Source organism: Ruegeria sp. 6PALISEP08, from assembly GCF_001238295.1.
Classification (GTDB): domain Bacteria; phylum Pseudomonadota; class Alphaproteobacteria; order Rhodobacterales; family Rhodobacteraceae; genus Ruegeria.
The window spans coordinates 20,978-39,610 of the sequence record NZ_LGXZ01000010.1; the positions used below are offsets into that span (position 1 = coordinate 20,978).

At 57.5% G+C, this 18,633-nt stretch carries 21 protein-coding genes; 12 read left to right on the plus strand and 9 right to left on the minus strand.

Going from position 1 to position 18,633, the window contains the following annotated elements; translation table 11 throughout:
- Positions 1-108 precede the first annotated feature (108 nt).
- The 6 genes from ALB80_RS14995 (at position 109) to ALB80_RS15020 (ending at position 3,797) form a co-directional block, all read left to right on the plus strand.
- The gene (locus ALB80_RS14995; protein WP_050604900.1) at positions 109-384 is read left to right on the plus strand and encodes a rod-binding protein; all 276 of its coding nucleotides are present in this window, start codon (positions 109-111) and stop codon (positions 382-384) included.
- On the plus strand, positions 374-733 hold the full coding sequence (locus ALB80_RS15000) for a flagellar biosynthesis protein FlgN (protein WP_050604901.1): 360 nt from the start codon (positions 374-376) through the stop codon (positions 731-733). The genes ALB80_RS14995 and ALB80_RS15000 overlap by 11 nt, the downstream gene beginning before the upstream one ends.
- 238 nt (positions 734-971) lie before the next feature.
- On the plus strand, positions 972-2,234 hold the full coding sequence (locus ALB80_RS15005) for a flagellin (protein WP_083445322.1): 1,263 nt from the start codon (positions 972-974) through the stop codon (positions 2,232-2,234).
- Positions 2,231-2,605 carry a flagellar biosynthesis regulator FlaF gene (gene flaF, locus ALB80_RS15010; RefSeq protein ID WP_050604902.1) on the plus strand — a complete coding sequence of 125 codons (375 nt, stop codon included), beginning with the start codon at positions 2,231-2,233 and terminating at the stop codon, positions 2,603-2,605. Before ALB80_RS15005 ends, flaF begins: the two co-directional genes overlap by 4 nt.
- Positions 2,605-3,006, plus strand: coding sequence for a flagellar biosynthesis repressor FlbT (gene flbT / locus ALB80_RS15015; RefSeq protein ID WP_050604903.1), 402 nt, complete (start codon positions 2,605-2,607; stop codon positions 3,004-3,006). The genes flaF and flbT overlap by 1 nt, the downstream gene beginning before the upstream one ends.
- Complete coding sequence (locus ALB80_RS15020) at positions 3,003-3,797, plus strand: DUF1217 domain-containing protein (RefSeq protein ID WP_050604904.1); 795 nt, start codon at positions 3,003-3,005, stop codon at positions 3,795-3,797. The genes flbT and ALB80_RS15020 overlap by 4 nt, the downstream gene beginning before the upstream one ends.
- 81 nt (positions 3,798-3,878) lie before the next feature.
- On the opposite strand, the gene ALB80_RS15025 is transcribed toward ALB80_RS15020, so the two are convergent.
- The 3 genes from ALB80_RS15025 to ALB80_RS15035 all read right to left on the minus strand — a co-directional run bounded on the left by ALB80_RS15025 (position 3,879) and on the right by ALB80_RS15035 (position 6,521).
- Positions 3,879-5,456, minus strand: a complete 1,578-nt coding sequence (locus ALB80_RS15025) for a DUF427 domain-containing protein (RefSeq protein ID WP_050604905.1) — start codon at positions 5,454-5,456, stop codon at positions 3,879-3,881.
- A gap of 104 nt (positions 5,457-5,560) precedes the next feature.
- Positions 5,561-6,262 carry a helix-turn-helix domain-containing protein gene (locus ALB80_RS15030; RefSeq protein ID WP_050604906.1) on the minus strand — a complete coding sequence of 234 codons (702 nt, stop codon included), beginning with the start codon at positions 6,260-6,262 and terminating at the stop codon, positions 5,561-5,563.
- The gene (locus tag ALB80_RS15035) at positions 6,234-6,521 is read right to left on the minus strand and encodes a hypothetical protein (RefSeq protein WP_050604907.1); all 288 of its coding nucleotides are present in this window, start codon (positions 6,519-6,521) and stop codon (positions 6,234-6,236) included. Before ALB80_RS15035 ends, ALB80_RS15030 begins: the two co-directional genes overlap by 29 nt.
- Before the next feature lie 176 nt (positions 6,522-6,697).
- Between ALB80_RS15035 and ALB80_RS15040 the strand changes: the two genes are divergently transcribed.
- The 4 genes from ALB80_RS15040 (at position 6,698) to ALB80_RS15055 (ending at position 10,614) form a co-directional block, all read left to right on the plus strand.
- Complete coding sequence (locus ALB80_RS15040) at positions 6,698-7,156, plus strand: hypothetical protein (protein WP_050604908.1); 459 nt, start codon at positions 6,698-6,700, stop codon at positions 7,154-7,156.
- Positions 7,157-7,265: 109 nt separating this feature from the next.
- Positions 7,266-7,883, plus strand: a complete 618-nt coding sequence (locus ALB80_RS15045) for a ribonuclease HII (protein ID WP_050604909.1) — start codon at positions 7,266-7,268, stop codon at positions 7,881-7,883.
- 107 nt (positions 7,884-7,990) lie between these two features.
- Positions 7,991-9,091 (plus strand): site-specific DNA-methyltransferase, encoded by a 1,101-nt coding sequence (locus tag ALB80_RS15050; RefSeq protein WP_050604910.1) that lies wholly within the window; start codon positions 7,991-7,993, stop codon positions 9,089-9,091.
- Between the two features lie 140 nt (positions 9,092-9,231).
- Positions 9,232-10,614, plus strand: coding sequence for an adenylate/guanylate cyclase domain-containing protein (locus ALB80_RS15055; RefSeq protein ID WP_050604911.1), 1,383 nt, complete (start codon positions 9,232-9,234; stop codon positions 10,612-10,614).
- 79 nt (positions 10,615-10,693) lie between these two features.
- Here ALB80_RS15055 and ALB80_RS15060 read toward each other — a convergent pair whose 3' ends face one another.
- Together ALB80_RS15060 and mutY are read right to left on the minus strand one after the other, a co-directional pair.
- Positions 10,694-11,830, minus strand: coding sequence for an alkane 1-monooxygenase (locus ALB80_RS15060; RefSeq protein ID WP_050604912.1), 1,137 nt, complete (start codon positions 11,828-11,830; stop codon positions 10,694-10,696).
- 61 nt (positions 11,831-11,891) lie between these two features.
- Positions 11,892-12,947: an A/G-specific adenine glycosylase gene (mutY, locus tag ALB80_RS15065; RefSeq protein WP_050604913.1), complete on the minus strand. Its 1,056-nt coding sequence runs from the start codon at positions 12,945-12,947 to the stop codon at positions 11,892-11,894.
- Positions 12,948-13,028: 81 nt separating this feature from the next.
- Here mutY and ALB80_RS15070 point away from each other — a divergent pair, with 81 nt between their 5' ends.
- Positions 13,029-13,535, plus strand: a complete 507-nt coding sequence (locus ALB80_RS15070; RefSeq protein ID WP_050604914.1) for a DUF721 domain-containing protein — start codon at positions 13,029-13,031, stop codon at positions 13,533-13,535.
- A gap of 13 nt (positions 13,536-13,548) precedes the next feature.
- Complete coding sequence (locus ALB80_RS15075) at positions 13,549-14,211, plus strand: DsbA family protein (RefSeq protein ID WP_050604915.1); 663 nt, start codon at positions 13,549-13,551, stop codon at positions 14,209-14,211.
- A 36-nt stretch (positions 14,212-14,247) separates the two neighbouring features.
- On the opposite strand, the gene lpxK is transcribed toward ALB80_RS15075, so the two are convergent.
- From lpxK to ALB80_RS15095, 4 genes are read right to left on the minus strand one after another with little or no spacing between them, the layout of a single operon-like run.
- The gene (gene lpxK, locus ALB80_RS15080) at positions 14,248-15,249 is read right to left on the minus strand and encodes a tetraacyldisaccharide 4'-kinase (RefSeq protein ID WP_050604916.1); all 1,002 of its coding nucleotides are present in this window, start codon (positions 15,247-15,249) and stop codon (positions 14,248-14,250) included.
- Positions 15,236-16,474 (minus strand): 3-deoxy-D-manno-octulosonic acid transferase, encoded by a 1,239-nt coding sequence (locus ALB80_RS15085; protein ID WP_050604917.1) that lies wholly within the window; start codon positions 16,472-16,474, stop codon positions 15,236-15,238. Before ALB80_RS15085 ends, lpxK begins: the two co-directional genes overlap by 14 nt.
- A complete protein-coding gene (locus tag ALB80_RS15090; RefSeq protein ID WP_050604918.1) occupies positions 16,471-17,271 on the minus strand; it encodes a 3'(2'),5'-bisphosphate nucleotidase CysQ in 801 nt (266 codons plus the stop codon). The genes ALB80_RS15085 and ALB80_RS15090 overlap by 4 nt, the downstream gene beginning before the upstream one ends.
- Positions 17,258-18,604 (minus strand): TldD/PmbA family protein, encoded by a 1,347-nt coding sequence (locus tag ALB80_RS15095; RefSeq protein WP_050604919.1) that lies wholly within the window; start codon positions 18,602-18,604, stop codon positions 17,258-17,260. The genes ALB80_RS15090 and ALB80_RS15095 overlap by 14 nt, the downstream gene beginning before the upstream one ends.
- Positions 18,605-18,633: the final 29 nt, after the last annotated feature.

The following is an 18,633-nucleotide window of genomic DNA, read 5'->3' on the forward strand; positions in this document are numbered from 1 at the left end:
GCTCCGGCTCCGTGTGGTTGTCCGGAACTCTGCCCGCAGGAAGTTACGTTTATTTTAACCGCTTTCGCCTTTGATCAGGAAAGTTCGAAGCAAATTTCGGAGAATTCCATGCAGATTCCCACCAATCCGCAAGGGGGGCAAATACCCCCGACGCCTACCCGCCTAAAAGATGCCGCTGTTGAATTGGAGGCTGCGTTCTTAAGCGAAATGTTGAAATCTGCCGGGCTGGGAAAGACCCGCCAAAGCTTCGGGGGTGGTGCAGGCGAAGACCAGTTTTCGTCGTTTCTTATTCAGCATCAGGCGCAACAGTTAGCTCGGTCCGGGGGGGTGGGGCTGTCTGAAATTCTGCTGAAGTCACTGATGGAGAAAGCCAATGACATCTGAGACGAACATAACGCTGATCAAATCCCTGGAAGAGGTTCTGGATCTTGAGCGTGCGGCGCTTGTACAGGGCGACCTAGATCGTCTGACGCATATGGTTCCGGAAAAAGAGAAACTGATCGGCGCGATCAACGATCTTCAGGTGATGGACAGCGAGGCGTTGATTCGGGTTCAGCAGAAGGTCGAGCGCAATCAGGCATTGTTAAACAGTGCGGCCGACGGCATCCGCTCCGTGGCCAGCCGCATGGCAGAACTACGTCGGGTTCGGCAGGAATTCAGTACCTATGGCGCGGACGGACAGCGAAGTGGATTTGCCGTGCGCAGCAATGTGAAGCTGGAAAAAAGAGCATAGCCAGGAGTTTGATTCAAATCCGAAGTTTCCGGTTCGGGTGTTTTAGCACTCCGTTAGGGGATCTGGTTCAAGAGTGGTGGCGCACCTGGAAACGGCAGGTGGCGCGAACTGCCAAGCGGCGCATCGCACAGGTCAGAAAGACACCAATGCCCGCAGATCGTGTGGGTTGAACATGGGCGAAAACGACCCGAACGAAAAAGGATGAAACTATGCCAGTATTCTGACAAACAACGGCGCGATGGTTGCGCTGCAAACACTGAAGTCGGTGAACAAGAACCTGGCGATGACGCAGAACGCGATTTCGACTGGTAAGGATGTTGCGACGGCCAAGGACAACTCGGCGGTTTGGGCGATCTCCAAAGTGATGGAATCGGATGTCAAAGGCTTCAATGCCATCAAGGACAGCCTGGCGCTGGGTGAATCGACGGTTGCTGTGGCTCGGAACGCGTCGGAAACCGTGACCGATTTGCTGACCCAGATGAAAGAAAAGATCGTTGCGGCGCAGGAAGACAACGTTGACCGCGGCAAAATCAACGACGACGTGACTGCCCTGAAAGGTCAGATCAACTCGGTCGTCAGTGCGGCGCAGTTCAACGGTCTGAATCTGGTGGACGGGTCCGCAGGTTCTGCCTCGATCCTCGCTTCTCTGGATCGGGACAACCTTGGCAACGTCACGGCATCATCAATCACCGTGACCGGACAAGACTTGTCTACCGGTGGTTACACTGCGGCTCAGGTCTTTGACGGTTCGACCGGAGCGTCGACTGGCAACGACCGTGTAGGCGCGACCATCGATAACGGTGCGACATCGGCAACGGCGCTGGTTACGGATGAATCCAGCGGGGCCTTCGCAGCGGGAGACAAGGTAGTTGTCGCAATTGACGATCAGGTTGTGTCGTACACAGTGTCCGCAGCCGATGCAGCAGCGACCACGACGGGCGATCTGGTTGCCGTAGGACTGAAGGCAAAGATCGAGGAGTTGGGGATTACCGGCCTGACCGTTGACTACGATTCCGGCACTCAAGGCACCCTGTCTGTCACCAATGCGACCGGCGACGACATCTCGTTCTCGGCTCAGTATGTGAACGCTGGCTCGGGTGGTCTGGGTGCTTTGACCGGCATTGACGTCTCGACCGGCGCTGGCGCAACCGCCGCTTTGGCAACGATCGAAACGTTGATCGACACCTCGATTGACGCATCGGCTGCTTTCGGGTCGTCGCAGGGCCGGATCGAGACCCAGAAAGAGTTCATCTCGAACCTGGCTGACTCGTTCAAATCAGGTATCGGCTCACTGGTGGATGCCGACATGGAAGAGACCTCGGCGCGTCTGCAGGCGCTGCAGGTACAGCAGCAGCTGGCAACCCAGTCGCTGTCGATCGCCAATCAGGCACCGCAGTCAATCCTGTCGCTGTTCCGCCAAATCACAAAGCTGGTCGGGGCATGGTTTTCGTGCCCCGGCCTTGACCGCCTGACAACGGCCTTTTGGAAGGATTTCAAGTGACACCGCAAACGCTAGCCCAGCGCCCCTATGCGCAATCCGCCGCGCCCACCCGAACACCTCGCGATACGGAATATGAAGCGATTTCCAGAATCACGCGACGGCTCAAAGCGGCAACGGCCCAAAAAGCAACTGACTTCTCGGGATTCGTTCAGGCTGTGCATGAAAACCGTCGTCTTTGGGGTGTGCTGGCAACGGGCGTTGCAGATTCCGCCAATGCCCTTCCGAACGACCTGCGGGCACGTATCTTTTATCTTGCCGAGTTTACAGAACAACACAGCAGCCGCATTTTGGGTGACGGTGCCGCTGTTGAACCGCTGTTGGAAATCAACACTGCAGTGCTGCGCGGCTTGCGTCAGATGGGGGCAAGCTGATGAGTGGTCTGGTCCTGAAACTTGCCCCAAAAGAAAGGGTTTTGATAAACGGCGTGGTGATCGAAAACGGAGATCGCAGAAGCAGGTTTTCCATAATGACACCGCAAGCCAACGTTCTGCGGTTGCGGGATGCGATCCATCCTGACGAAGCCAATACACCAGTAAGGCGGGTCTGCTACGCTGCGCAGCTTGTCCTGTCGGGTGACTTGGAACCAGGGCAGGCACGCCAACAGCTGCTGCGCCGGGTCGAAGAGCTGAGTCAGGTCTTCACCGATACAGACAGCCGCCGAGTTCTGTCTGAGGCCACGGATGCTTTGGTGGCAGAACATTACTACAAATTCCTTAAATCTCTGCGCTCACTTCTGCCGCGAGAGGAACGGTTGATGGCCTATCAGCAATGATTTTCCAACCTGTCATTCCAACCGGCGGGATCGTGGGCTGGCGATTTCTGCAGCGAACCTATGAGGGGCAGTTTCAAAGTTATTCATCGTCGGCAGTGAATGAGAGAGAGACGAAGTATTTTCTGGAGAACATCGGCAAAGTTCAATCCGCCGAACAACTGGTTTCAGATCGCAGATTGTTGCAGGTCGCTTTGGGCGTATTTGGGTTGGAAGGCGATTTGGACAACCGGTTTTTTATCCAGAAGATCCTGGAAGACGGCACGCAGGCCAATGACGCCTTGTCCAATCGTCTGGCGGACAAACGGTATCGCGACTTCTCTGACGCGTTCGGGTTTGGACCTGGGGCCGTCTGGAAAACAGCGCTGAAAACCAACATGGAAGAGATTGCCCAGGCCAATCTGACCGCGCGTTTTGAAATCGCTGTTGGCGACTCGGAAGAAACGATGCGTATCTCGCTTTACGCACAGCGGGAGCTTGCGGAATTGGCGAACAGTGCCTCGAGCGCAGATACCAAGTGGTTTGATCTGATGGGGCTTCCGCCCCTGCGTAGCATGATGGAAATGGCGCTTGGTTTGCCCTCGTCGTTTGCTCTACTGGATATCGATAAACAACTGATCGAATACAAAGACAGGATGTTTCAGTTGACCGGGTCGGCGGATCTGGCACAGTTTTCAGATCAGGATGCTATCGAAAAACTAACCGATACATACCTTGCCAGAAGCCAGATCGCCCAACTGCAGAACACAGTCTCACCGGCGCAAACCGCGTTGATCTTGCTTGGAGCTATTTGAAACGTAAGCAGCCTGCATGTTGCCGGTTACGGGCGGCTCTTTACTCTGGATGGATGACGTGCCTTTGGTCAATCAAGGACCTCATCTGTCCAATATCTCGTCCGCTTCGGTGCGCAAAGCAAATGAAACAACGGGTTTAGACACATTGTGCAGCTCGACCGCGCCTAAAGGCAGGGCATTGGAGCAGGCCGGTTCGATGTCTTCAGACACGACAATCCGATGCCCCTTGGTCTTCCCAAACTCTCCAAGGCGCGCGGCAATATTAGCGGCCTGACCAATGACTGTGAAATCAAGGCGCTCTTGAGAACCCACATTGCCATAGGTCACACGCCCATACGCAACCCCGATCGAACAGTCGCAATGCACATCTGTTCCGCCTTTGCGCAGTTCCCCCAGAGTTTCCACGATTTGAATTGCCGAACGTTGGGCGTTCTTGCGGGCTGTACTGGCATTCTCACCTGACGCGGGGAAAACGGCCAATACAGCGTCGCCAATAAACTTCAAAACTTCCCCATCATTGTCATGAACGATGCCCGAGACCGTTTCAAAAAACGCGTTCAGCACCTGGATATAGTCGTGACGCCCCAATTTCTCTTCAAGGCTTGTCGAATTGCGGAGGTCGCAGAACATGATCGCAGCATCAATCTCATCCCCATCTCCGCGGCGGATTTCACCCCCAAGCACACGTGCGCCCGTGCGTTTTCCCACGTAAGTTTCCAGTAATACTTGCGCGTTTTCACGCTGCATGAACACTTCGTAGTACCGCGCGATAACCGATGAACACTCGAATACAAGCCCCAGGTTTTCGGTGGTGAACCCATCCGGGTGATCGCAGGTCAGGGTCAGAACATTGGTGCGTCCATCGGAAAAGGGCAGCGGCATTGCGACGTAGTCGGTCGCACCCTTGGCCCGTAAATCCTCGATGATCGGGAAGCTGTTTTGCGGGTTGTCTTCGTTCAGCCTTTGCCGCACGCCGCCCAATCCGTTCGAAACGTGCCGCAGCGGGCTGTTGATGAAGGCTGGGTGATCGTGGATTTCGTAAGTCGGAGCGTGGGTCAGAATCTCGCCTTCATCCTTTTCCCAGATATAGTGTTTGCCTGCGATCAGAGGGTGCAGGGACCAGACCAGAATGCTCAGGCGTTGGATAGCGATACCATGCTCCAGCATCTTTTCGGCCAGTGCTTTGGTAAAGGTTTCTGGTGTTGTCGCTGTTGACGCACCACGCATAAGCCAGTCGATCAGCGGTCCACTGATATTGCCGTCATCAGGCGCGCGCAGGTGATTGTCGCCCAGATCAATTCGGGTGTAGGCATTCGGCAGAAACCCGATGCAGCCTTGAATGGCTTTGCTTTCCGGCAGGGCGTCTTCATAGGCCCAGACAGAGCTTGCCAGTGTTTCGCCGGGCAGGCTGATGTCATGATAAGTGGCGGTGCCCTTGAACGGACAAAAGGTTTGAAGGGCGGTCTCTGAACTCAGATCAACGCAAATATCCTCACGCGGGACATAAATCGTGGGCGGAAGGCGCGTTTCATACATCACCTTGGCGTCGGTGCTTTCTGCCAAAAGGACGTCATCGCGGTAAATGGCTATTTTGCCGGCGAGTGGCTCAACCGAAATTCCATATCCATTCGTTTTTTTTGGTGCGGCGTGGACGTTCATAAGCGACCTCCCTTGCCTTCAATGTTTTCAGAATGGGCGTTCGCATCCAACATTCCAAGAGGCTGCAACGAGAATTTACCGCACGCGAGCGAGGAGCCGGGTAGTTAGATCATCTGAATGACGTCTTTTTCGATCGACAGCATATAGCCTTTTTTCGCGATATTCTTGACCAATAATTCGCTGACCATTTGATTTCCAAGCGCATCGCGCAACCGTTTGATCCGCGTCGCGCCCGCGGCTTCGTCGCAATCGGCGGCATTGCGACCGGAAATCATGCCCTCGATCTGGGCACCGGAAAGAACCTCGTCATCAAGCCGGGATTCCGCCAGAACGGACAGGGTTTCCATGGCCGCGGGTGTCAGCTTGAAATCCATGTTGTTGAGGTAGACTGTGTTTTCCTCGCGGCTGATCAGCAGGGACGTCACCTGAATGCCGGCGCGTTCGATCTGTGCCATGCGGCGGTTCAGCAGCACCAGCATAACCAGAAACACCAGCGCCGAAATCATCATCGCACTGGCAAAAACCAGCAGCACATAAATGACCATCCGATAGCTGGACAAGGTGTCGGCAAAGGCTGTGCCGGACTGGGCCAGAATCTCAAGCAACCGGATTTCTGTTTGCGAGGTCAGGTCGGCCTCGACAAACAGCCGCTCGACCCGCGCGTTGAACGCGTTGGCGTCCGGCAGGGTCCAGAAAAGGAAAACGGCAGCGGTGATCAGAATAACGACGATGGCGGCTATGCCCAGCACAACCAGCCGGACACCCGACCGGCGCGCATCAGAAACGGAGATAGAATTGTCCGGCATTGCCTTTCCTCTGATCCAACCCTTCCGGTCCAAAAATGGACTGAACCTCAAGCAGGGTCCAGCCTGACGCGCTCAGGCGCTGGGCGATTTCTGTTCGGGCCTTGCCCTTATCGCAGGCCGAGACCTGAATGACCCCATAATGCAGACGCAGCGGGTTGTCTTTCTTGGCCTTGTAATCCGCATAGCAATCCGCCGCAGACGCGGCAGAGCCAAGCGATATCAGGGCTGCAAAGGTCAGAGAAGATAGGATCTGTTTCATAGGCCGCATCCTGCGCATGAGTTGCCGCGATATTCAATAACCCAAGGGGTTTGCGGGTTCTGATATCCGATAACACCGGGCCGTTATTGCTTGTCTGGACCGCTCGCCCCCAGTGTCAGGGCAATTAGGACGCGGTCTGTCACACGGTCGCCCATACAATCAGAAGGACACGCATCATGCACAAGAAATTCATCGCTCTGATCATTGCGACCGCTGTTGCAATAACCGGCGTCTCGGCCTCTCAGGCGAAGGCGGCAGATGCCAAGGACATTCTGGGTGGTCTGGCGGCCATCGCAATTATCGGCGCCGGAGTTCACTACTATAACAAGGAAAAGAACAAGGATCGGGCAACACGTCATCAGACGTATAATCCGAAACCTTACAAGCCGCAGCCGGTGCGTCCGTTGCCGCCGCGCGTGGCGCGATACGATCTGCCCCAGCGCTGCCTTCGTACATTCAACGGGTATTCACAGGATCATTTGTTGCTGGGTCCGAATTGCCTCAAGAAACACTACAAACATGCCAATAGCCTGCCGAAAGAGTGCAAGGTTGGTTTCTGGAACGGCAAAAAGGTCAAGCGGGCGTATGAACCTGCGTGCCTGCGCCAGAAAGGATACCGCGTCGTTTATCAGTAACATCGGCTGAGCAGGAGCGGTGCCAAAGAAGCGCCGCGAGAGAGAGGGGGGTGTGGGCCGCCCTCTCTTTTTTCTTGCGGTGTCGCGTGAAAAACGTTTTTCCAGTGCAATGACAATGCCGAATTTCGAACTTGAGCAGGCGCTGCAGCAGCGGGGCCATATCCGTATCGCCGGAGTGGATGAGGTCGGGCGCGGTCCGCTGGCAGGGCCGGTTGTGGCCGCTGCCGCGATTCTGAACCCGCATGATATTCCCGAGGGGTTGAATGACTCCAAGAAGCTGACTGCCAAACGTCGGGCCGCACTGGACGCAGAGATTCGCAGCAGCGCCGAATTCGCCGTGGCCGAAGCCACGGTTGCCGAGATTGACGAGATGAACATCCTGCGGGCCTCGCATCTGGCGATGGTGCGCGCGGTCGAGGCACTGTCACCGGCCCCCGATTTCCTGCTGATCGACGGCAACATGATTCCGCGTGGTATGAAAATCCCGGCGCAGGCCGTTGTGAAGGGGGATGCCCGTTCGGTGTCGATTGCAGCCGCTTCGATCCTTGCGAAAAACTGGCGCGATCAGGTGATGGTGGATTTGGCGCAACAGCATCCGGGTTATGGATGGGAAACCAACGCCGGGTATCCGTCTAAAAAACACAAAGAAGCCCTGCAGAATCTTGGCGTGACCCCACACCATAGACGTTCGTTCAAGCCAGTGCACAATATCTTGTATCAAGAGTAAATCGTAAGTCGCTGATTCAAAAAAGAAATTGACGGCGAATCGTCTTTGACTCATCCTTGTCTCAACCAAATGAGCGCAAAAGCGCCGTGGATACTTGAGGCAGTGATATGACAACGACCACCAAAAAGAGCGCAAAAGCGCTCCCTTTAAACACGATTCTATCCGGGGACTGCATCGATGTGATGAACAGTCTGCCCGAGGCGTCGGTTGACCTGATTTTCGCCGATCCGCCCTATAATCTGCAGCTGAAAGGTCAGTTGCATCGCCCCGACAACAGCCAGGTGGATGCGGTTGATGATCACTGGGATCAGTTTTCCAGCTTTGGGGCTTATGACCAGTTCACCCGCGCGTGGTTGAAGGCGGCGCACCGTCTGCTTAAGCCCAACGGCGCGATCTGGGTGATCGGCTCTTACCACAACATATTCCGGGTCGGTTCGGCATTGCAGGATGCAGGATATTGGATTCTGAACGACGTTGTGTGGCGCAAATCGAATCCAATGCCGAATTTCCGGGGCAAGCGCTTTACCAACGCGCATGAGACGATGATCTGGGCCAGCAAACGCGAAGGCGCGAAATACACGTTCAATTACGAGGCGCTGAAAGCGCTGAACGAAGGCGTGCAGATGCGCAGCGACTGGGTGCTGCCGATCTGCACCGGGCATGAGCGTCTAAAGGACGAAAACGGCGACAAGGCGCATCCGACACAAAAGCCGGAATCGCTGCTGCACCGCGTGTTGATTGGCTCGACTAATCCGGGCGATGTGATTTTAGACCCGTTCTTTGGCACCGGAACCACTGGGGCTGTCGCCAAGATGCTGGGCCGAGAATTCATCGGGATCGAGCGCGAAGATAGCTATCGCAAGGTTGCCGAGAAACGCATCGCCAAGGTCCGTAAGTTCGACCGCGAGGCGCTGGAGGTCAGCGCCAGCAAACGCGCCGAGCCGCGCGTACCCTTTGGCCAGCTGGTCGAGCGAGGGATGCTGCGCCCGGGCGAAGAGCTGTATTCCATGAATCAGCGCCACAAGGCCAAAGTACGCGCCGATGGCACGCTGGTTGGGCAGAACGTCAAAGGCTCGATCCATCAGGTGGGCGCGCATCTGGAAAACGCGCCGTCCTGTAACGGCTGGACATATTGGTGCTTCAAGCGCGATGGGAAAACCGTGCCCATCGACGTGCTGCGCCAGCAGATCCGGGCCGAGATGAACTGATTTCAAGAACACCGCCGGTGCCTGTGGCCTGACACAAGGCACTAAGCCTTGCCCCGCCGATCCTACGGCGGGGTCTTTTGTTTTGGCATCAACAGTGATTGCATGGCGATAACCCTGACACTGCAAGAAAGATCACGGCCATGACCGAGACGACCGCGCAGCCCCGCCGCAGCCTGTTTTTCACGCAACCCGACACGTTCGATCTGGACAACAAGTACACCGAGGCCGCGCTAGAGCGGCACAAGCGGGAAGGGCTGGAACTGGCCGTGCGCGCGCGCTGGGTTGCGATGGCGTTGACCGGGGTGCTGTTGATTTTTCTGAATCCGCAATGGGACGTGCTCTGGTATCATTTCATCCTGCTGTTGATCTGTGGCAACGGATGGCTGATCCGTCGTGCCGGTCGAGTAGGACAATCCCGAGCCGAGCTGTTTTTGATTTTTGTCGATTTGCTGATCATGACGCTTGGGATGATCGTGCCTAACCCGTTCAGCGATGATGTTCGTCCGCTGGCGATGCAATATCGGTTCGACAACTTCCAGTATTTCTTCATCATTCTGGCAGCCGGGACTCTGGCTTATTCCTGGCGGACGGTCATTGCCATCGGATCCTGGACCGCGATTATGTGGACGGCGGGTTGGATCATTGCTTGGTGGGTGGCAACCCCCATTCCGGGAATCAGCGAAAGCGTTGCCGAGGCCTTGCAGGGCTATCCGGATGTGGCCGAATTGCTGGATCCCAACAGTTTCATGGCCCCTCAACGCATCCAGCAAGTGATCGTGTTCGTCATGGTGGCGGTGACTCTGGGCATTTCGATGCGGCGACTGAACCAACTGGTGATGAACAATGCGGGATTGGAACGGGAACGGGCCAACCTGTCGCGGTATTTTTCGCCCAATGTGGTGGATGAACTCAGCCAGAACGACGAGCCACTGAAACAGGTTCGTAAAGAGAACGTGGCGGTCTTGTTCATCGACATCGTGGGTTTCACCAAATACGCCGCCGGGCGTGATCCCTATGAGGTGATCGAGGTGCTGCGAGGTTTCCACGCCCGTATGGAAACCGAGGTGTTCCGGCACCACGGTACGTTGGACAAGTATCTGGGTGACGGTTTGATGGCGACCTTTGGTACGCCGGTGCCAACGCCCCTGGATGCAAGCAATGCCTTGGGCTGCGCGCGTGCGATGATAAAGGTGATTGACCGCTGGAATTTGGATCGTCGGCGTGCCGGTGAACCTGAAATCCATGTCGGGATCGGGGTGCATTACGGCTCGGTCGTTTTAGGGGACATTGGTGCAAACCGGTTGGAATTTGCTGTGATCGGCGATGCGGTCAATGTTGCGGCAAAATTAGAGGCGCTGACGCGCGAGTTTCAGGCGAATATCGTTGTCAGCGATGATGTGCGGGAACGGGTTGCTGAAGAAAACCCTACGGCGTCGGATGCGATGGACGGTTTCATTGCGCATCGCAACCAACCTGTCCGCGGGGTAGAGGCTCCGATGAATATCTGGGTGATGAAAGGCTGAGGGCCTCCCGCCCATCAGATCAACATCGAAGATGCCGTCCTGACAGTTGGGCCAGGCAGCGCGCTGGTGCGCGCTGCGGTCACGCTTTGGGCATCGGGTTCAAAGCCTTGTTGTAGGGATGCCAGTCAGTGACCTCAGGGTAGTAGTGGCGTCGCCATTCCCGGACACGTGGGTTCATCACCCGCCGCCACAGCGGAGGGATCATCGCCGCAACGGTCATCACCGGATAGCCGTACGGCAATTGCGGGGCCGAGTCCGGGGTATGATGTTGCAGCAGCGGAAATCGACGGTTAGGTTTGTAGTGATGGTCGGAATGGCGCTGAAGATTGATCAGCAACCAGTTTGATGCCTTATGTGCCGCATTCCAGGAATGACGCGGCAAGACATGTTCATACCGCCCGTCGCCCTGGTGTTTTCGGGTCAGGCCGTAATGTTCGACGTAGTTGACCAGTTCTAGCTGCCAGATCGCGACACCGGCTTGCAGAAGAAACAGGGCCAGACCAGACCAGCCTCCGATCAGTACTGCCAGCGCCAGCATCGCGCCTTGTAGGGCCCAGTATCGCCAAAACGGGTTGGCACGATCCGTCCAGAGACAGTCTTTGCGCGCCAGTTTATCGCGCTCGGCGTTGAAGGCCGAGACCAGGCATTGCCATAATACGCGGGGATAAAAGCGGTGGAACCCTTCGTTGTACCGGGCCGTCACTGGATCGCGCGGGGTGCCCACGTAACGGTGATGGACCAGCAGATGTTCGGACCTGAAATGAGAATACAGAACCATGGCGAGAAGGATATCGCCCAGCCAGCGCTCGCCCCGGCTTTTCTGATGCATAAGCTCATGGCTGTAGTTGATTCCGATTGTGCCTGACAGGACGCCCATACCGAAGAACAGGCCAATCTTTGCGGGCATCGACAGGTGGTTGGTGTGGGTTGCATACCAGATCAGGCCAAAGAGTGTCAGGAATTGAAGCGGCACCCAGAGTTTGGTCAGCAGGATGTACCACTGAAGCATATCGTCGGTTGTATCCGGATTCGCATTCTGCTCGTTCAGGCCGGTGATCCGGTCCAGAACCGCAAACGCCCACCAGGTCGAAAGGGGGATCAACAGGACCCACCATCCCCCGGCAAATGCTGTGAACCAGATCAACGGGATCAACAACAGAGACACCCAGAAAGGGGATGCGGATTGCCAGCGGGACAATGTGCCTGTTGCGATCATCTTCTTTGCTCCGAATTTTCGGGCATAGCCTAGCCGCGACCCGAAAGAATGCACAGCGATCTCATTGTTCTCTCCACAGATCGTAGGCTTTGCGCATCACCGTCGGCAGGTCGCTGGGCTTGAAACTGTGCTTGTCCAGCACTGTCAGGTGTTGGGGGATGCTTTGATCTTCGATATCGGCGGCCCAAACTCTGAGGATCAAATGGAAATGCGTAAAGGTGTGGCGCACCTCGGCGGGCAGGATCGTCCACTGTGCCGGGAAGGGCGCGCGTTCGGATGGGTCATCGTTCCACTGTGATCCGGGCCAGCCCAGCATTCCGCCCAGCAGACCTTTGTCCGGTCTGCGTTCCAGCACCATCGCCCCGTCTGCCCTGCGTGCAATATAGACGTGGCCAAGGCGGGTGGGTTTGGGCTTTTTCGGTGTCTTTCGGGGAAGGTCGGTCTGGGTTCCTGCGATGCGGGCCTGACAGGGGTCACGCAACGGACATATGCCGCAGGCCGGAGATTTGGGGCTACAGATCGTGGCCCCCAGATCCATAACCGCCTGAGCATAATCCCCAGGGCGGGTGGACGGCGTCAGAGCCTCGGCCTTTTCTTTCAGCAGCGGTTTGGACCCGGGCAAAGGGTCGTGAATGTCATAAAAGCGGGCCATAACCCGTTCGACATTGCCATCCAGAACCGTTTCGGGCTGATCAAACGCAATGGCCGAAATCGCCGCAGCGGTATAGGGGCCGATGCCGGGCAGTTCCAGCAAGGCGCGATAGGTGTTAGGGAACTGGCCATCGTGGTCTTGCGCAACTGCGCGGGCGCATTTCAGCAGATTGCGGGCGCGCGCATAGTATCCAAGACCGGCCCATTCCCCCATCACGTGTTCATCCTGCGCGGCGGCCAGCGTTTGAATTGTTGGCCAGCGTGTTGTGAAGCGCAGGAAATAGTCGCGTACTGCGGCAACAGTGGTTTGCTGCAACATAACCTCGGACAACCAGACCTGATAGGGGTCAGGGCATACACCTATGGCCCGATCTGCGGGGCCGACGCGCCATGGCATGTCGCGGGCGTGGCGGTCGTACCACTCCAAAAGCGCGGCGCTGACGGTGAATTCAGGGGAATCACGCAAGTTTTATTCATCTCCTTGTCGGGTTTCGCTGGCACCCGATGGTCTGCCTATTACAATAGCGGTGTAAGAGTGGGAAACCAGATGCAACGCAGACGTTCCTCGACCCGCGGGTTCAAACGCACCGCGTCTTTGCTGAACGATCAGATCCGGCGCGCCGGTGAAAGCCGGGGCTTTGCCGTGTCGCGGTTGTTGACTCATTGGGCCGAGATTGTGGGTCAGGACACCGCTGCCATCGCTCGCCCGGTCAATGTAGGTTATGGCAAGGGCGGCTTTGGCGCGACCCTGACCGTGTTGACCACTGGTCCGCAGGCCCCGATGCTGGAAATGCAGAAAGAGCAACTGCGCGGCAAGGTAAACGCGGTTTACGGATACAACGCCATCAGCCGGGTTCGCATCACCCAGACCGCTCCGACCGGATTTGCCGAGGGGCAGGCCAGTTTCGACCACAAACCGAAGCAAGCAAAACCCGAGATTGCACCTGACGTTGTTGCCGAGGCTGACAAAGTGTCACGCGACGTGAATGATGAAGATTTGCGCGCGGCCCTTGAACGTCTGGGGCGCAACGTTCTATCCAAACAGAAACGCTGAGAAAGGGCTGAGAATGAGCCGTATTGCAACCGTAATCTGTGCGGCCGTCGCCGTAGCCGCAGGCGGCTATTGGCTGTCGCTGTCAAATTCCAATTCGTCCAACTTGCTGGTGAGTACTGCCGAGGCGCAAGAGGCGGATATTGATACCTCGACCATCATCGAAATGGTGCAGGGGGCTGAGGACGCGCCGGTCGAGATCATCGAATATGCCTCGTACACCTGTCCGCATTGCGCGACTTTCCATCAGAGCGCGTATAAGCAGCTCAAGAAAGACTTCATCGATACCGGAAAGGTCAAGTTCACCTATCGTGAAGTGTATTTTGACCGCTACGGCCTGTGGGCATCGATGGTTGCCCGCTGCGCCGGACCCGAAAAATTCTTTGGCATTACCGACGTAATCTATCAGAAACAGTCCGAATGGACACGCGCGGGCGGACCGGCCGAGATCGTTGATGAATTGCGTAAGATTGGTCGTTTGGCCGGTGTCGATGGCGACCAGCTTGAAGCATGTCTGCAAGATGGCACCAAGGCACGCACGCTTGCCGCATGGTATCAGGAAAACGCTGAACGTGATGGTATTCAGGCAACCCCTTCCTTCATTGTGAACGGCAAGAAGGTCGACAATCAGTCCTACGCGGATTTCAAAAAGCTGATCGAAGCCGAGCTTGGCAGTTAATTCTTTACCGGTCGGCCTTATGTGGGTCGACCGGACCTATTTTGGCGATGGCGCTGCGTGCAGCAGCATCTCTTTTACCCTATCGCCTTCCGGTATCTGAAGCCGGACCGGTAAAGTGATCACTTTGTTACGGAAAGCTGCCGGCAGGCGCACGGCGTCTTTCTCGGTCGTGATCATCTGAGCTCCCAGCTGCCGTGCTTCGTTTTCCAGCCGTGTCATCAGGGCCTGGGTCAGGGGTTGGTGATCGTCCAGTGCTTCGGCTCGCACCAGATCGACGCCCAGACAGCGCAGGGTCTGAAAGAACTTTTCCGGGTGCCCGATACCCGCAAAGGCCAGCGCCTGCGTTCCCGCCCAGTCCATACCGGTTTGTAATGGTTCGATGGCCCCGGTGACATGAGGAATCGTCAGTTGGTCTTTATATTGTTCGGCAAAGGCCGTTTGCGCGGTCTCGTCGCCAAGTGACAAAACCAGATCGGCGCGTTGCAGGCCAACGCTTACGGGTTCACGCAAGGGGCCAGCGGGCAGGCACAGGCCGTTTCCAAACCCGCGCTGCGCATCGACAACGATGACCGAGAAATCCTTGGCGACCGATGGGTTTTGAAACCCGTCATCCAGAACGATCACCGTCGCGCCCGCTGCTGCAGCCGCACGGGCGCCTGCTGCCCGGTCCTTGGCCACCCAGACTTCGCCGAACATTGCCAACAGCAGCGGCTCATCTCCAACCTCGGCGGCTGTGTGTTTGGCCGGATCGACCTGCACCGGGCCTTCCAAAGACCCCCCATGTCCGCGTGTGACAACATGCGGTTCGTGCCATGCACTCCTGAGCTGTTCGAGGGTCCAGATCACGGTGGGTGTTTTGCCGGTTCCACCGGCATTGAGGTTGCCGATGCAGATCACCGGTACACCCGGCTTATCCCCGGTTTCCGAGGCGACCCTGCGGGCTGTCACCGCTGCATAAAGATGCCCAAGTGGTGCCAGCAGACGCGCCCTCAGGTCCGGTTGATCCGGCGATGTGTTCCAGAAGTCAGGTTCCCGCATGTTCCGCACTCCGCTGATCCAGAATATCCTGAACCATTTCGATCAGGGCATCCGCCTGCGGTGCGCCTTCGGATATCATCTGCCATCCTGCCAGTGCCATATCAGCGGCAAGATCCGGCGCGAGGAGCTGTACAAGGGCATCGCCCAGCTCGGTTGCCGTCTTGACCTCTTTGGCAGCACCCGCCTGCCGTATCTGAGAATACAAGGCGTCATGGCGATGTACAAACGGTCCGTGAATGATGGCAGATCCCAACGCAATCGATTCGGACGGATCACGCCCACCCGCTCCGCGCTCCAACGAACTGGCCAAGAAGGTCACGGAGGATACGCGGTACCACAACCCCAGATTTTCGGGGTCGGCGGTCAGAACCACCTGCGTGGTGTCTTCGATCAGACCGCCGTCGTCCCAATTGGCACATCGCAAGTCCATCGATTCCAGACGCCGTTTCAGTGGCCCAGCTTCCAATTCGTCAGCCACGTGCAGCACCAGCACCAATCGGTGCAGCATTCGAAGCGCCTGCCGGTGGGCCGTCAGAACCGAGATAAACTCCTTGTCCTGAACCCATGCTGCCAGCCAGACCGGACGCCCGGCAAGGGTGTGGTTGGTCTCGATCAGCTCATCTTCGGGCCAGGGCCGGGGGTTGGGGCTGATGCGCAAAGGGGGCGAGTCGTGGACTTTGGAGGAGTGAATGCCAAGGCGGCGAATCTGGCGGGCTGTTTCTGGCGATGCCGTCATGATTTTGTGGAAACAGTCGAACGTTGCACGGGTGATATCCGGCAACCAGCGCGCGCTTCGGGGGAGGGTGACACTGAACTGGGCATCGAACAATACCAGCGGAATGTCTTGTTCTTCGGCTCGGGTCAGGATGTTGGGAAGCAGATCGCCCCCCACCCATAGCCCCATTGAAGGGCGCCAGTGTTCCAGAAACCCACGTACTGCTCCGCTTTGGTCCTGAGGCAGGTTGATCAAAGGGAAATCACGGTGCGGCCAGGTGTCCAATTCCGCGTCCGGTGGCGCGGTGAGGACAAAACTCAGTTCGGATCGAACCTGTAACAGCCGGCGACAAAAGTCGCTCACCGCCCGCAGACGTCCCGGTGTGGCGATATGAATCCAGAGAAGCTCGCCATCAGGACGTGGTTGATCAATGCGCTGACTGGCACTGTTGCGCATTCCCCAGGACAAAACCCTGTAGGCCGCCAAACTCAGGGATCGCGGCTTGCTCATGCCCCGATCCCGGGCCCGGTCGGATTCAGCCGTTTTGACAGTTCTTCATGCAGCCACGCGTTCGCCGCGATGACGCCGTTCAGCCTTGGGCGGGCGTTGTTGAACACCAAGGGTTGCCCCGCCCGGTCGGAACACACGCCGCCTGCCTCTCGGATAATCAGGTCACCGGCGGCGATATCCCATTCCCAGCTGGGGCGCAGAGTCAGCATCGCGTCGAACCGCCCCTGCGCGACCAGAGCCATGCGATAGGCCAGAGACGGGCGATAAGCGCGTTCGAAATCGGGTACATGCCCGTCCCGCCAGTGCTGCGTGTCGAGATTTGGTTTGGCAGCCAGAACTTCCGACCGTTGCAAGTCTGCAATGGTCGAGGTCGTGATTGTCTCGCCGTTCAGCGTAGCGCCCTCTCCCTGGGCGGCGGCATAGAGCAGATCCCGCATCGGGAGATAAACCACAGCGGCCGTCACGCGACCTTCATCGGCGACGGCGATGGAATGCGCCCAAGTGCGTGCGCCCTCGGCGAAACTGCGGGTGCCGTCAATCGGATCGATGATGAAGGCATTGCGGCACTCCAGCCGCTCGGACGTGTCCTCTGACTCCTCGCTCAGCCAGCCATATCCCGGTCGTGCGGCGCGCAGCCGGTCCTCGAGCATTGCGTTCACGGCCAGATCGGCCTCGGTCACTGGACCGGCACCATCGGGTTTGTCCCAGCGCTGGGCCTGTGTCCCGGAATACTGCGTGGCGATCTTGCCGGCCTCCAGCGCCGCGTCAATCAGCAGGGACAGGTCAGTTGCCGGCAAGTGTCATTCCTTCGATCAGCAACGATGGAACCACGCGCGACAGATATGGGCGGGCGTCATTTGCGGGAATGATCCGGCGCAACATGTCCCGCAAATTACCTGCGATGGTGCATTCATTGACCGGATGTGTGATCTCGCCATTTTCCACCCAGAATCCAGAAGCCCCACGAGAATAGTCACCGGTGTTGGGGTTGATCGTCGACCCGATCATGGATGTGACCAACAATCCGGTGCCCATGTCACGCAAAAGATCAGCGCGGCTTTTGTCGCCCTGCGTCAGGCTGAGGTTCCAGTTGCTGGGAGACGGCGGGCCGGACACGCCACGCGCAGCATTGCCTGTCGACACCATGTCCAGTTTGCGCGCGCTGGACAGATCCAGCGTCCACCCGGTGAGGATACCATTTTCCACAATTGACCTGCGTTGCGTCGGCAAGCCCTCGGCATCAAAAGGGCGCGAACCCGAGATGCGCGGGCGGTGGGGGTCTTCGATCAGGGACAGATGCGCGGGCAGAACCTCTTGTCCCAGACAATCCTTGAGCCAGGACGCACCCCGTGCAATTGCCGCACCATTGCTGGCGGCCAGCAGATGACCGATCAGTGAAGACGAGATGCGCTCATCAAACAACACAGGGAAACTGCCGGTCTCAGGTTTGCACGCGCCGACCTGCTGCACCGCACGTTCGCCCGCTGTGCGCCCAATCTCTTCCGCGCTGCGCAGGTCGGACTGAAACGTCCGGCTGTCACCGTCGTAGTCCCGTTCCATCCCGGTGCCTTCGCCCGAGATCGCAACGCAAGAAACAGACCGGCTGCTGCGCTCATATCCGCCGGTAAACCCGTTTGTGGCGGCCAGATGCACGCGGTGGGTTCCGTAGCTTGCAGCCGCATCTGATACCTGAGTGACACCCGGCACAGCCAATGCTGCGGCTTCGGCCGCCAGAGCATCCTGCATCAGGGCTTCGGCGGATGGAGCAGGGGCAGGGTCCAGCAACTCCAGCGATTGCGCATCCCAGTTGCTCACCAATTGGTCGCGTTCAGCCAGCCCGGAAAACGGATCTTCCGGGGCTTCTTTGGCCATGGCCACAGCGCGCTCGGCCATTGCATGCAAGGTTTCCGGGCGACTGTCGGAACTGGATACGATTGCGGACCGTTTCCCCAGAAAGACCCGCAACCCCAGATCCGCACCTTCCGAGCGTTCCGCATGTTCCAGCGCTCCGCCCCGCACCTCGACCGCAACCGAGGAGCCATCAAGCACGATGGCATCCGCAGCTTCTGCGCCTGCTTTGCGGGCCACATCAAGCAATTGCTGGCTGATTTCTTCTGGTGTGCGGGTCATGAGGCCTCCGGGTTTATTTCCAAGGACCT

What these genes read in the sequence shown, in the direction of transcription:
- ALB80_RS15035 (WP_050604907.1), bottom strand. Translation starts at nt 6,521, where the DNA reads ATGAAACAGATCCTATCTTCTCTGACCTTTGCAGCCCTGATATCGCTT.
- ALB80_RS15085 (WP_050604917.1), bottom strand. Translation starts at nt 16,474, where the DNA reads ATGAGCAAGCCGCGATCCCTGAGTTTGGCGGCCTACAGGGTTTTGTCC.
- flbT (WP_050604903.1), top strand. Translation starts at nt 2,605, where the DNA reads ATGAGTGGTCTGGTCCTGAAACTTGCCCCAAAAGAAAGGGTTTTGATA.
- ALB80_RS15020 (WP_050604904.1), top strand. Translation starts at nt 3,003, where the DNA reads ATGATTTTCCAACCTGTCATTCCAACCGGCGGGATCGTGGGCTGGCGA.
- ALB80_RS14995 (WP_050604900.1), top strand. Translation starts at nt 109, where the DNA reads ATGCAGATTCCCACCAATCCGCAAGGGGGGCAAATACCCCCGACGCCT.
- ALB80_RS15045 (WP_050604909.1), top strand. Translation starts at nt 7,266, where the DNA reads ATGACAATGCCGAATTTCGAACTTGAGCAGGCGCTGCAGCAGCGGGGC.
- ALB80_RS15070 (WP_050604914.1), top strand. Translation starts at nt 13,029, where the DNA reads ATGCAACGCAGACGTTCCTCGACCCGCGGGTTCAAACGCACCGCGTCT.
- ALB80_RS15025 (WP_050604905.1), bottom strand. Translation starts at nt 5,456, where the DNA reads ATGAACGTCCACGCCGCACCAAAAAAAACGAATGGATATGGAATTTCG.
- ALB80_RS15050 (WP_050604910.1), top strand. Translation starts at nt 7,991, where the DNA reads ATGACAACGACCACCAAAAAGAGCGCAAAAGCGCTCCCTTTAAACACG.
- ALB80_RS15005 (WP_083445322.1), top strand. Translation starts at nt 972, where the DNA reads ATGGTTGCGCTGCAAACACTGAAGTCGGTGAACAAGAACCTGGCGATG.
- lpxK (WP_050604916.1), bottom strand. Translation starts at nt 15,249, where the DNA reads ATGCGGGAACCTGACTTCTGGAACACATCGCCGGATCAACCGGACCTG.
- ALB80_RS15030 (WP_050604906.1), bottom strand. Translation starts at nt 6,262, where the DNA reads ATGCCGGACAATTCTATCTCCGTTTCTGATGCGCGCCGGTCGGGTGTC.
- ALB80_RS15040 (WP_050604908.1), top strand. Translation starts at nt 6,698, where the DNA reads ATGCACAAGAAATTCATCGCTCTGATCATTGCGACCGCTGTTGCAATA.
- ALB80_RS15055 (WP_050604911.1), top strand. Translation starts at nt 9,232, where the DNA reads ATGACCGAGACGACCGCGCAGCCCCGCCGCAGCCTGTTTTTCACGCAA.
- ALB80_RS15000 (WP_050604901.1), top strand. Translation starts at nt 374, where the DNA reads ATGACATCTGAGACGAACATAACGCTGATCAAATCCCTGGAAGAGGTT.
- ALB80_RS15060 (WP_050604912.1), bottom strand. Translation starts at nt 11,830, where the DNA reads ATGATCGCAACAGGCACATTGTCCCGCTGGCAATCCGCATCCCCTTTC.
- ALB80_RS15075 (WP_050604915.1), top strand. Translation starts at nt 13,549, where the DNA reads ATGAGCCGTATTGCAACCGTAATCTGTGCGGCCGTCGCCGTAGCCGCA.
- ALB80_RS15095 (WP_050604919.1), bottom strand. Translation starts at nt 18,604, where the DNA reads ATGACCCGCACACCAGAAGAAATCAGCCAGCAATTGCTTGATGTGGCC.